The 11771-nt window shown below is 66.5% G+C and carries 13 protein-coding genes and 1 pseudogene; 11 read left to right on the forward strand and 3 right to left on the reverse strand.

Annotated features, from left to right (window positions below; all coding sequences use genetic code 11):
• Nucleotides 1–979: amidohydrolase family protein (locus A5713_RS02535; RefSeq protein ID WP_068092186.1), on the reverse strand; the 979-nt coding region annotated here is incomplete at its 3' end.
• Between the two features lie 434 nt (nt 980–1413).
• On the opposite strand from A5713_RS02535, the gene A5713_RS02540 reads away from it, so the two are divergent.
• The 8 genes from A5713_RS02540 (at nt 1414) to A5713_RS02575 (ending at nt 7435) form a co-directional block, all read left to right on the forward strand.
• Nucleotides 1414–1953 (forward strand): carboxymuconolactone decarboxylase family protein, encoded by a 540-nt coding sequence (locus A5713_RS02540; protein ID WP_068092189.1) that lies wholly within the window; start codon nt 1414–1416, stop codon nt 1951–1953.
• A 4-nt stretch (nt 1954–1957) separates the two neighbouring features.
• Nucleotides 1958–3235, forward strand: coding sequence for an aromatic ring-hydroxylating dioxygenase subunit alpha (locus A5713_RS02545; RefSeq protein WP_068092192.1), 1278 nt, complete (start codon nt 1958–1960; stop codon nt 3233–3235).
• Nucleotides 3219–3542: a hypothetical protein gene (locus A5713_RS02550; protein ID WP_067921280.1), complete on the forward strand. Its 324-nt coding sequence runs from the start codon at nt 3219–3221 to the stop codon at nt 3540–3542. The genes A5713_RS02545 and A5713_RS02550 overlap by 17 nt, the downstream gene beginning before the upstream one ends.
• A 4-nt stretch (nt 3543–3546) precedes the next feature.
• Nucleotides 3547–4779: an amidohydrolase family protein gene (locus A5713_RS02555; RefSeq protein ID WP_068092194.1), complete on the forward strand. Its 1233-nt coding sequence runs from the start codon at nt 3547–3549 to the stop codon at nt 4777–4779.
• Nucleotides 4751–5182, forward strand: coding sequence for a nuclear transport factor 2 family protein (locus tag A5713_RS02560; RefSeq protein WP_067921276.1), 432 nt, complete (start codon nt 4751–4753; stop codon nt 5180–5182). Before A5713_RS02555 ends, A5713_RS02560 begins: the two co-directional genes overlap by 29 nt.
• Complete coding sequence (locus A5713_RS02565) at nt 5179–6276, forward strand: acyl-CoA dehydrogenase family protein (protein ID WP_068092197.1); 1098 nt, start codon at nt 5179–5181, stop codon at nt 6274–6276. The genes A5713_RS02560 and A5713_RS02565 overlap by 4 nt, the downstream gene beginning before the upstream one ends.
• Nucleotides 6277–6336: 60 nt before the next feature.
• Nucleotides 6337–7095: an acyl-CoA dehydrogenase family protein gene (locus A5713_RS02570; protein WP_082972729.1), complete on the forward strand. Its 759-nt coding sequence runs from the start codon at nt 6337–6339 to the stop codon at nt 7093–7095.
• Between the two features lie 73 nt (nt 7096–7168).
• The gene (locus tag A5713_RS02575; RefSeq protein WP_068092203.1) at nt 7169–7435 is read left to right on the forward strand and encodes a DUF4190 domain-containing protein; all 267 of its coding nucleotides are present in this window, start codon (nt 7169–7171) and stop codon (nt 7433–7435) included.
• On the opposite strand, the gene A5713_RS02580 is transcribed toward A5713_RS02575, so the two are convergent.
• Nucleotides 7432–8607: an acyl-CoA dehydrogenase family protein gene (locus A5713_RS02580; RefSeq protein ID WP_068092205.1), complete on the reverse strand. Its 1176-nt coding sequence runs from the start codon at nt 8605–8607 to the stop codon at nt 7432–7434. The genes A5713_RS02575 and A5713_RS02580 overlap by 4 nt on opposite strands.
• A 242-nt stretch (nt 8608–8849) precedes the next feature.
• Here A5713_RS02580 and A5713_RS02585 point away from each other — a divergent pair, with 242 nt between their 5' ends.
• The 3 genes from A5713_RS02585 to A5713_RS02595 all read left to right on the forward strand — a co-directional run bounded on the left by A5713_RS02585 (nt 8850) and on the right by A5713_RS02595 (nt 11420).
• Nucleotides 8850–9500: a TetR/AcrR family transcriptional regulator gene (locus A5713_RS02585; protein ID WP_068092209.1), complete on the forward strand. Its 651-nt coding sequence runs from the start codon at nt 8850–8852 to the stop codon at nt 9498–9500.
• Between the two features lie 229 nt (nt 9501–9729).
• Nucleotides 9730–10578 carry a mycofactocin-coupled SDR family oxidoreductase gene (locus tag A5713_RS02590; RefSeq protein ID WP_068092212.1) on the forward strand — a complete coding sequence of 283 codons (849 nt, stop codon included), beginning with the start codon at nt 9730–9732 and terminating at the stop codon, nt 10576–10578.
• An 11-nt stretch (nt 10579–10589) separates the two neighbouring features.
• Entirely contained in the window at nt 10590–11420 is an 831-nt protein-coding gene (locus tag A5713_RS02595; protein WP_068092218.1) for an SDR family NAD(P)-dependent oxidoreductase, read from the forward strand.
• Here A5713_RS02595 and A5713_RS27200 read toward each other — a convergent pair.
• Nucleotides 11417–11701: pseudogene (locus A5713_RS27200) on the reverse strand (SDR family NAD(P)-dependent oxidoreductase); the annotation flags it as partial. The gene A5713_RS02595 and the pseudogene A5713_RS27200 sit on opposite strands and share 4 nt — an antisense overlap.
• Between the last annotated feature and the right edge of the window lie 70 nt (nt 11702–11771).

An 11771-nucleotide genomic window follows, 5' to 3' on the forward strand; every position in this document is an offset into this window, starting at 1 on the left:
TGTTGTCGATGCCGATCATGTTGCGCAGCGCCACACCGACCTTGTCGCTGATGAAGCAGGTCAGGAAGTGGTCGCGGAAAACTTCGCTGGGCAGCTTGCCCCTGAAGTCCTGGTGCGTCCAGGCGGAATGCATCTCGTAGGTCCGGTCGGCACGCTCCAGGAAGTAGGGAATCCAGCCGGTTCCACCCTCGGAGAGCGCGATCCTCAGGTCCGGGTATTCCTTGATCGGCCGCGACCACAACAGGTCGGCGGCGGCCTGCACGATGTTCATCGGCTGCAGCGTGATCATCACGTCCATCGGCGCGTCGGGCGCGGTGATGGCCAGCCGGCCCGAGGAACCGATGTGCACGTTCATCACGGTGTCGGTCTCCACCAAGGCTTTCCACAGCGGGTTCCAGTACTCGTCGTGGAAGCTGGGATAGCCCATCGCGGCGGGGTTTTCGGTGAAGGTCAGCGCGTGCACGCCCTTCTTCGACACCCGGCGCACCTCGGCGGCGCACGCCTCGGCGTCCCAGATCACCGGGATCGCCATCGGGATGAATCGCGCCGGGTAGGCGCCGCACCACTCGTCGATGTGCCAGTCGTTGTAAGCCTGCACCAGCGCTATGGAGAAATCGTGATCCTCGGTGGCGAACAGCCGACCGGCGAAGCCGGGAAACGAGGGGAAGCAGATCGAGGCCAGGATGCCGCCGGCGTTCATGTCCTTGACGCGCTCGTCGACGTTGTAACAACCGGGGCGGATCTCGTCGAGCCCTGTCGGCTCGATGCCGTACTCCTCCTTCGGCCGTCCGGCGACCGCGTTCAATGCCACGTTCGGGATGACCGTGTCGCGGAACTTCCACATGTCCGAGCCGTCGGCGTTGTGCACCAGCCGAGGCGCGTCGTCTTGGTACTTCTTCGGCAGGTGGTTCTTGAACATGTCCGGCGGTTCGACGGTGTGGTCGTCGACGCTGATCAGGATCATGTCTTCTTTGTTCATGGCCGTTGCCCTTCCATCGGGTCCGTCTATTCGATTCCGCTCACACGCAGCCTCGGCGAATCGCTGTCCCGTGCCAAGATCACTAAAATGAAAACTATCTTCTCGCCAGGCGAGAATCAACATCCATCGGCCGCGCGGCCCGCGCGCGCGGGCCGACCGGGCGCGGAACGGGGCCGCGTAGCGGCCGCCTCCCCGCGAGCAAGCGCCAAAGGTGACTGCCCAAGTTGACCCACCGGGTGGCACCGCCACCGGCGTTCCAGCAGGCAGGCGGGCACATCGACCCGTCGGGGCCGCTCACCGGGTCGGGCCCGGTCGGGTCGACGGCGGTTGCCATTGACCGGCCGCTCGATTCGTGCAAACCTATTAGTTGGAAATGAGAATCTGATTCTCCTTCACCGAGAGGTGGCAGGGAGGATGGTGAGAGGAGCACGCGGATGCGGTTGGCGCCGCTGCCGGCTGACCAGTGGGACGACACGGCCCGCAAGGCACTCTCGGCGATGCGCGACGCGGACACCAACAACGCGCTCAGCACCCTCGCCCACCATCCTGCGCTGGCCAAGGCGTTTCTCCGCTTCAACGTCCACCTCTTGACCTCGTCCACGCTGCCGCCCCGCATCCGCGAACTGGCCATCCTGCGGGTCGCGCATCGCCGCGGCTGCGCCTACGAGTGGTCCCATCACGTCTCGATGGCCAAGGCCGAGGGAATGACCGACGACGAGATCGCCGCGGTGCGAAGTTTTGCCGGCGGGGACGCCGGCGGCTTCGACGAGTTCGACAGCGTGGTGATCGCCGGCGTCGACGAGCTCGAGGAGAAGTCGCAGCTGTCCGACGAGACCTGGGCCGCGCTCGGTGCGCGCCTCAATGACCAGCAGCGCATGGATTTCGTCTTCACGGTCGGCTGTTATGCCCTGCTGGCCATGGCCTTCAACACTTTTGGCGTAGAGCTCGAGAACGCCGAACACCCAGAGAGGTAGCAAGTTGCCCCACTTCCCCAAGCCGGCCGCCGGCAGCTGGACAGAGAACTATCCCGAACTCGGCACCGCACCGGTCGATTACGGCGACTCGATCGATCCGGCATTCTTCGATGCGGAGCGGGAGGCGGTCTTTCGGCGCACGTGGCTCAACGTCGGCCGCGTCAACCGACTCCCCCGCGCGGGCAGCTACTTCACCAGGGAATTGCCGTCGGCGGGGCCCGGCACGTCGGTGATCATCGTCAAGACCAAGGACGGCTCGGTCAAGGCTTTCCACAACGTCTGCCGCCACCGCGGAAACAAGTTGGTATGGAACGACTTTCCCAACGAGGAGACGTCGGGCACCTGCCGGCAGTTCACCTGCAAGTACCACGCCTGGCGGTACAGCCTCGACGGTGACCTGACCTTCGTCCAGCAGGAGGAAGAGTTCTTCGACCTCGACAAGAGCAACTTCGGCCTGGCGCCGGTCCGCTGCGAGGTGTGGGAAGGCTTCATTTTCATCAACTTCGACCACAATGCGGCGCCGCTCACCGACTATCTGGGGCCGCTGGCCAAGAGCATCGAGGGTTATCCCTTCGGCGAGATGACGGAGACCTACTCCTACCGGGCCGAGGTAGGCAGCAACTGGAAGTTGTTCATCGACGCGTTCGTCGAGTTCTACCACGCGCCGATCCTGCACCAGGGGCAATACACCAAGGAAGAAGCCGCCAAGATCCAGAAGTACGGCTACGAGGCGCTGCACTATGAGCTGGCCGGCCCGCACAGCCTGCAGTCGACCTGGGGCGGCCAGGCGCCTCCCTCGGACATGTCAATGGTGAAGCCGATGGACCAGGTGTTGCGCAGCGGCTTGTTCGGTCCGTGGGACAAGCCGGAGATCATCGAAAACCTGGAGCTGCCGCCGGGAGTCAACGTCAAGCGGGTGCCACAGTGGGGCATCGACTCGTTGCTCTTCTACCCGAACTTCATGCTGCTGATCTGGGAACCCGGCTGGTTCCTGACCTACCACTATTGGCCGACCGCCGTGGACAAGCACATCTTCGAGTGCACTCTGTATTTCGTCCCGCCGCGCAATGCGCGGGAACGCCTTGCCCAGGAGTTGGCCGCCGTGACATTCAAGGAGTACGCGCTGCAGGACGCCAACACGCTGGAGGCGACCCAAACGATGATCGGCACGCGGGCCGTCACAGAGTTCCTCCTGTGCGACCAAGAAGTCTTGATCCGTCATCTGCACAAGACGACCGGTGACTACGTGAAGGAGTACCAGGACAATGGCGTTACCGTCTGAATTCGCCGAGCTCGAGCCCTACCTGGACTGGGATCTGGCCACCGAGCCCGAGCGGTACGCCAAGCGGCTGGCCTCGACCATGCCGGAAATGCAGGCGTTCTACGACGCCGCGTTCCCGCGCCTCAACGACGTCATCGCCTACTGCGACAAGTACCCGTTGGACGATCTGCCCGACGACGCAAAGACTCTCATGCACATGATGCAGTCGCTGGTCATGGTGTCGTTTCCGGTCGAGGCCTGGAAACAGCCGCGCGTGCCGGACAGCGGGGCGGCCTGGGTGGAGTGCATCCGGGAACCGGTGATCTGATCAGGTGTTGACGCTCAAAGCCGCCGGGCTGCTCGACATCGACGCCGGCAAGATCGTCTCCCCCGGTTTGGTGCAGGTCGAGGGCGACCGGATCGCGGGTGTCGGCGGGGAGCCCGAAGGTGAACTGATCGACCTCGGCGAGGCGATCCTGCTGCCCGGGCTGATGGACATGGAGGTCAACCTGTTGATGGGTGGCCGCGGTGAAAAACCCGGACTGTCCCAGGTTCAGGATGACCCACCGACTCGGGTGCTGCGCGCGGTCGGCAATGCGCGCCGTACGCTGCGCGCCGGGTTCACCACCGTGCGCAACCTCGGCCTTTTCGTCAAGACCGGTGGCTACCTCTTGGACGTCGCACTGGCCAAGGCCATCGACGCCGGCTGGATCGACGGCCCGCGCGTGGTACCGGCCGGTCATGCCATCACCCCCACCGGCGGGCACCTGGACCCGACGATGTTCGCGGCGTTCGCGCCACACACTTTGGAGTTGACCGTCGAGGAGGGCATCGCCAACGGCATCGACGAGATCCGCAAGGCGGTGCGCTACCAGATCAAACACGGCGCCGAACTGATCAAGGTCTGCTGCTCGGGCGGAGTGATGTCACTGACCGGTCCGCCGGGCGCGCAACACTATTCGGACGAGGAACTGCGCGCGATCGTCGACGAGGCGCATCGGCGAGGGCTGCGCGTCGCCGCTCACACGCATGGCGCCGAGGCGGTCGTGCATGCCGTCGACGCCGGCATCGACTGCGTCGAGCATGGGTTCTTGATCGACGACGACGCGATCGCGTCGATGGTCGAGCACGGCACCTTCCTGGTGAGCACCCGGCGCCTGGCCGACGGCGATGCCATGGACGTCTCGCACGCTGCCCCGGAGTTGCAGGCCAAGGCCGCCGAGATGTTCCCCAAGGCGCGGACCTCGATCCTGGCCGCCCACGAGGCCGGCGTGAAGATCGCGGTCGGCACCGACGCGCCGGCGATCCCGCACGGACGCAACGCCGACGAGTTGGTCACCCTGGTGAACTGGGGCCTGCCACCGCTGGCCGTGTTGCGGGCGGCGACGGTGACCGCGGCCGAACTGATCAACTCGACCGACCGGGGCCGGCTCGTGACGGGTCAGCTCGCCGACATCATCGCGGTGCCGGGAAACCCCCTGGAAGACATCACCGTTACCCAGAACGTGAGCTTTGTCATGAAAGGCGGCAAGGTCTATGTCAACAAGACAGCCAACCCGAACTGACGACCTGGTCGAGATTCAGCAGCTGCTCGCCCGGTACGCGGTCACCATCACCCAGGAGGACATCGACGGGCTGATCGGGGTGTTCACCCCGGACGGAACCTACAGCGCGTTCGGAGACACCTACCGGCTGGACAGATTTCCGGAGCTGGTGGCAGCCGCGCCAAAGGGCCTGTTCCTCACCGGAACAGCGCTCGTCGACATCGACGGCGACTCCGCCAGCGGCACCCAGCCGTTGTGCTTCATCGACCACGCCACCCATGACATGCGGATCGGCTACTACCGCGACACCTACGCCCGCACCCCCGACGGATGGCGACTGAAAACCCGTGCCATGACGTTCATCCGCCGCAGCGGCGTGCACGACTCCGGGCGCCCGCACGCCGTCGGCCGTCCCACGCCGTGAATGTCGCGGAGTTCCGGGCGGGCTTGCGTGCGTGGCTCGACGACAATGATCTAACCCCCGGTCCCGACCACTCCCTTCAGGGCCACATGCGGCAATTCGCCAGGGTCAGCCGCGCCCTGTACGACGCCGACTGGATGCGCTACGGCTGGCCCACCGAAGTCGGCGGATTGGGCGGCCCCGCGGTGCTGCGCGCGATCGTCGGCGAAGAGGTGGTCGGCCGCCGCCTCGCCGAGCCGGGCCCCTATTCGATGCTCGAGGTGCTCGCGCCCACGATGATCGATTACGCCCCGCCGGGGCTGGCCGCAGAGATGGTGCCACGGCTGCTTCGCGGTGAAGAGCATTGGTGTCAGGGGTTTTCCGAACCGGGCTCCGGCAGCGACCTGGCTTCGCTGACCACGCGCGCCACGCAACGGGGCGACGACTGGATCGTCAACGGGCAAAAGGTCTGGACCAGCTTCGCGCAGTTCTCCACCCGCTGTGTCCTGCTGACCCGCACCGCGCCCGGACACGACGGCATCACCGCCTTCTTCGTCGACCTCGACACGCCCGGCATCACCATCCGGCCGCTCCGGACGATGCACGGCGTCGACGAATTCTGCGAGGTCTACTACGACGACGTGGTGATCCCGGCAAGCCGCATGCTCGGCCGGCCGGGCGACGGCTGGCGGCTCGCCATGGATCTGCTCCCCTACGAGCGGTCCACGTGCTTCTGGCAGCGGATCGCCTACCTCTACTCCCGCTTCGACGACCTCATCGCCCAGACGTGCGACGCCGGCGATCCGGACGAATCCGCGCTTGGGGCGGCGTATCTGGCGCTGCACACGCTGCGCTGCCGATCCCGTGACACCCAGCACCGACTGCGCGACGGGGCGCGGCTGGGACCGGACACGTCGATCGACAAGGTGCTGCTCGCCGCCGCCGAGCAACGGCTCTACGACACCGTCCGCGACCTGCTGCCCGGAACGCTCGAGCTCGACGACACGCCGTGGCGCCCGGAATACCTGTACTCGCGCGCGGCGACCATCTACGGCGGCACCGCCGAGATCCAACGCAACATCATTGCGCGCCGGCTGCTCGACCTCGGGAAGGAATGAGCCGTGGAGTCGACGGATCCCGAGTCGCTGCGCCTGCTCGAAAGCTCGCTGCGAACAACGATGACGGCCGCATCCGGAGGCGAGCTCGATGCGGCGCTGACCGAGCTGGGCTGGCGCGACATGCTGGACGAGATGCCCGCCGTCGCGGTTGCTTTGGTGTTCCGGTTACTCGGCGAGACGGGCGCGCACGCCCCGGTGCTCAACGACGTGGTCTCACGCGAGATCGGCGCGGCACCCGGCGGCACCCCACCGCTACCGTTCACCGGCGGCTCGTGGGTGATATGGGAGCGTGGCGAGCGCTTCGGTTCGGCCATCGACGACGCGCTGCCGACACAGCGAGTGCCGCAAGGGGATTCGCTGCCGCCGGCCGCGCTGGCTGCCGGCAGGCGGGCACTGGGCTGGTGGCTGGTCGGCACCGGGCGGGCCATGCTGTCGCTGGCGCGCCGACATGCGTTGGACCGCGTGCAGTTCGGCCGGCACGTCAGCTCGTTCCAGGCGATCCGACACCGGTTGGCAGAGACGCTCGTCGCGATCGAGGGCGCCGAAGCGACGCTGCACGTGGCCGCACAGGCCGAGGACCACGACGGGCTGGCGTCGCTACTGGCCAAGGCCGCCGCCGGCCAGGCCGCGCTGACCGCCGCCCGCCACTGCCAGCAGGTGCTGGCCGGTATCGGCTTCACCGCCGAGCACCCGCTACACCGCCATGTCAAACGGTCACTCGTTCTGGACGGCCTGCTGGGCAACACCCGTGAGCTGACCCGCGAGGCGGGAAAACTCCTGGTGGACAACCGGTTTGCGCCGCCGCTCGCCCAACTCTAGGCTCGCACGCCCGTCAAGCGCGGCCCGGAACCGGCGCGTAGACTGCGTCTGGCCGCCAACAGGATGGGACGCGATGAGTCAACCGGAGCCAACCCCCAGAAACGAGATGGGCGTCGCCTCGCTGCTCGTGGGTCTGGTCGCGGTCGGCACGTGTTGGATGCTGGTCGGGGTGCCGTTCGGCATCGCGGCGGTGATCACGGGCGACGTCGCGCGCAGGCGGGTGTCGCGGGGCGAAGCGAGCAACCCGCGAACCGCGCTGGCGGGCATGGTGTTGGGGGCGGTGTCGATCGCCGCCGGGCTGGTCGCGATCGGGTACTACGCCTGGCTGGACGCCCGCTAGCTCCTCGGCATCCCCAGCACCCGCTCGGCGATGATGTTCCGCTGAATTTCCGAGGTGCCACCGGCAATCGTCGCGGCGAAGGTGCGCGCGTACCGGTCGAACCAGCTGCGGTAGTGGCTGTCGAGGTTCAGCGGAGCGAACGGGGCGGTCACCGCGCGGTGCACAAGCCCCTCCGCATCGGCGGCGTTCAGGGCGTCCTCGGACGCCCGTTGTAGGGCCTCGGAGCCCAGCAGCTTCAGCACCGACTGGGCCGCAACATCCTCGTCCCCCCGGGCGGCCCGCGACAACGCGGTGGAGCCCAGCAACCGCAGCGCGTAGGCGTCCATCACCAGGCTGGCGTAGCGATCGCGCTCAAGCGGGCCCGACGGACGGAAATCGATGCTCAGTTCGTGCAACAGGTCGACGTATCCCATCCACAGCATGACGCGTTCGTGCCCCAGAGAACCGGTGGCCACCCGCCATCCCTGGTTCAGCTCACCCACCAGGTTCTCGGCCGGCACGCGCACGTCGGTGAAGAACACCTCGTTGAAGTCGATTTCGTCGCTGTCGCACACCGACGCGAACGGGCGGCGCACCACACCGGGGGTATCAGTGGGGATCAGCAACACGCTAATGCCCTTGTGTTTCGGCACCTTTGGATCGGTGCGCACGAATGTCAGCAGCACGTCGGCATCGTGGGCGCCGGATGTCCAAACCTTCTGGCCGTTGACGACGAAGTGGTCACCGTCGAGCACCGCCCGGGTTTTCAGCGACGCCAGGTCCGAGCCCGCGCCGGGCTCGCTCATCCCCAGCGACGCGGTGATCTCGGCCCGCAGGATCGGCACCGCCCACTTCTGCTTCTGTTCGGGCGAGCCGAAGGTCAACAACGAGGCGGCGATGATGCCCACGCCCTGCGGATTGAAACTTTGATAGATGCGCCGCCGCCCCAGCTCCTCCAGGTACACGTATTGCTGCAACAGCGTCGCGTTGCGCCCACCGAACTCGGGGGGATTGCCGGGGAGCAGCCATCCGCTGTCGAACAACAGCCGTTGCCAGCGCCGGGCCCAGGCCGGCACGTGCGAGCTGGAGCGGGGCCGTTCGGACGCCTCGGACTCCGACGGTGAATGCGCGTCCAGGAAGGCTATGAATTCGGCGCGGAACGCCTCCACGTCGGCGTCAAAGGTGAGTTGCACGCGACTCCCCGCAACGGTCGTGAGCGCTTCCCCGCGTCGGTAGATCACGATTTCCGCCGACGGCCCGGTTCGCTCTTATGATTACGCTTCCATACACACGTCTAAGAGAATAGTATTCTCGTGACGAGAAAGTTACAATCTCCGACACATGATCCGTGAGGGGGTCGAGCGCAGCGATGTCACGGCGTTCTCCGGTAGAGTCCAACCATGTTCTCCCCTCGCGGCAATCAGCCGAGCCGGCTGTGAGCAGCCCCAGCGAAGAGCCCGCTTGGAAGCAGCGCGCCGTCGAGAGGTCGATCAAGACGGCGAAATTGCGCGCCGCGCAACGCGTTCAGCGCTTCCTCGACGCGGCCCAGGCCATCATCATCGAGAAGGGCTCCACGGACTTTACCGTGCAGGAGGTCGTCGACCGGTCCCGCCAGTCGCTACGCAGCTTCTACCTGCAGTTCGACGGCAAGCATGAGCTGTTGCTGGCGCTGTTCGAAGACGCGCTGAGCCGCTCCGCCGACCAGATCCGCGCCGCCACGGAAAGCCAGACCGATCCGCTGGAGCGGCTGAAGGTCGCCGTCCAGCTGCTCTACGAGGCCTCGCGCCCGGACCCGACGGCCAAGCGGCCGCTGTTCACCGACTTCGCGCCGCGTTTGCTGGTCAGCCACCCGGCTGAGGTCAAGGTCGCGCATGCCCCCCTGTTGGCGTTGCTCACCGAACTGATGGAAGCGGCGTCCGACGCCGGTGAATTGCGCGCGGGCGTCAATCCGAAGCGAATGGCCGCGATGACCATGCAGACCGTCATGTTCATCGCCCAGTCCAGCGGCGGCTCCGACGACGCGACGGTCCACCCCATCACCGGCGACGAGGTCTGGGACTTCTGCTCGCGCGGCTTCGTCGGCTAGCCGCGACGCACAGACCGCCCATTGCCTGGAACCGACCCAATAACGCACCGTGCCGAGAACCGGATTCTCTAATGCCCAGAATGGCAAGTAGCGAAAACGGATTTGATGTTGACACCCTTGACCGGTGGTGACACAGTGCAAAGGCGGCGGGATCAGTGAATGCCGGGAGGTGCGGTTCCGGCGGTTCCGCACTGCGGCGTGCGATCACTAGTCAGGAATTGAGGAAGCCATGACCGGACGTGTTGAGGGCAAAGTCGCCTTCGTCACCGGAGCGGCACGCGGTCAGGGCCGCAGCCACGCGGTGCGGCTGGCGCAAGAGGGTGCCGACATCATCGCCATCGACATCTGCAGGCCGATTCGCGAGGGCGTTACGAACACCGCGATCCCGGCGTCGACGCCCGAAGATCTCGCTGAGACGGCCGACCTGGTCAAGGGACACAATCGCCGGATCGTCACCGCCGAAGTCGACGTGCGCGACTACCAGGCCCTGAAGGCGGCGGTGGACAGCGGCGTCGAACAACTCGGCCGGCTCGACATCATCGTGGCCAACGCCGGAATCGGCAACGGGGGTGACACGTTGGACAAGACCAGCGAAGAAGACTGGACCGAGATGATCGACATCAACCTGGCCGGCGTGTGGAAAACGGTGAAAGCCGGTGTGCCGCACCTTCTGTCGGGCGGCCGGGGCGGTTCGATCATCCTGACCAGCTCGGTCGGCGGACTGAAGGCCTATCCCCACACCGGTCACTACGTCGCCGCCAAACATGGCGTCGTCGGGTTGATGCGCGCATTCGGAGTCGAGCTGGGCCAGCACATGATCCGGGTGAACTCGGTGCACCCGACGCACGTCAAGACCCCGATGCTGCACAACGAGGGCACGTTCAAGATGTTCCGTCCGGACCTGGAGAATCCGGGTCCCGACGACATGGCGCCGATCTGTCAGCTGTTCCACACCCTGCCGGTCCCGTGGGTGGAACCGATCGACATCAGCAACGCGGTGCTGTTCTTCGCCTCGGACGAATCTCGCTACGTCACCGGAGTGACCCTGCCCATCGATGCGGGTAGCTGCCTGAAATAGAGTGCCGTCCCATGGACGGATTCGAAGGTCGCGGAACGGTCGTCACCGGCGGTGCGAGCGGCATCGGTTTGGCCACGGCCACCGAATTCGTCCGCCGCGGCGCCCGAGTGGTGCTCTCCGACGTCGATCAGCCCGGGCTGGAGCAGGCGGTAAACCACCTGCGCGCCCAGGGATTCGACGCACACGGCGTGGTATGCGACGTCCGGCATCTCCACGAAATGGTTCACCTCGCGAAAGAATCGTTCCGCCTACTCGGCCGCGTCGACGTCGTGTTCAGCAATGCCGGCATCGTGGTCGCGGGTCCGATCGCCCAGATGACCCACGACGACTGGCGCTGGGTCATCGATATCGACCTGTGGGGCAACATCCACGCCGTCGAGGCGTTCCTGCCGAGGCTGCTCGAACAGGGCACGGGCGGCCACGTCGCCTTCACCGCGTCCTTCGCCGGCCTCGTTCCCAACGCCGGCCTGGGGGCGTACGGCGTCGCCAAATACGGTGTGGTCGGCCTGGCCGAGACGCTCGCCCGCGAGGTAAAGGACGCCGGCATCGGCGTTTCGGTGCTGTGCCCGATGGTCGTGGAGACCAAGCTCGTCTCCAACTCGGAACGGATCCGGGGCGCGGATTACGGGCTGTCGTCTTCGCCGAAGGCAGCGGACGGGACGCTCCCGACTCAGGACGAGGGCGTCGGCGTGGAAGATGTCGCCCGGTTGACGGCGGATGCGATCCTGGCCAACCGCCTGTACGTGCTGCCGCACGAGGCCGCCCGCGCCTCGATCCGCCGCAGGTTCGAGCGCATTGACCGCACCTTCTCCGAGCAGGCCGCCGAGGGGTGGAGCCACTAGCCGGACGGGCCGAGCCGGTACTCACCCGTCCGGGGGTCGTGATACCAACCGCTCGCCGCGTGGGTGCCGCCGTCGACGTGCAGGGTCTGCCCGGTCAGGTACGCCGACATGTTCGACGCGAGGAACACTGCGACGCTGGCGATTTCGTCGACGTGGCCAGGCCGCCCCAGCGGCACGACGTGGCCGGTCCGGGTCAGCGCCGCCTCGCCGCCGAGCTGCGCCAGCCCCTCGGTGAGCGTGATGTCGGGCGCGATCGCGTTGACCCGGATGCCGTGCGGCGCCGGGCTACGCGGCGTACGCGGCGGCCAAGGCGGGTGTCATCAACTACACCCGGACCGCCGCGCTGGAACT

Source organism: Mycobacterium sp. E2497, assembly GCF_001668695.1.
In the GTDB taxonomy this organism is placed as follows: Bacteria; Actinomycetota; Actinomycetes; order Mycobacteriales; family Mycobacteriaceae; genus Mycobacterium.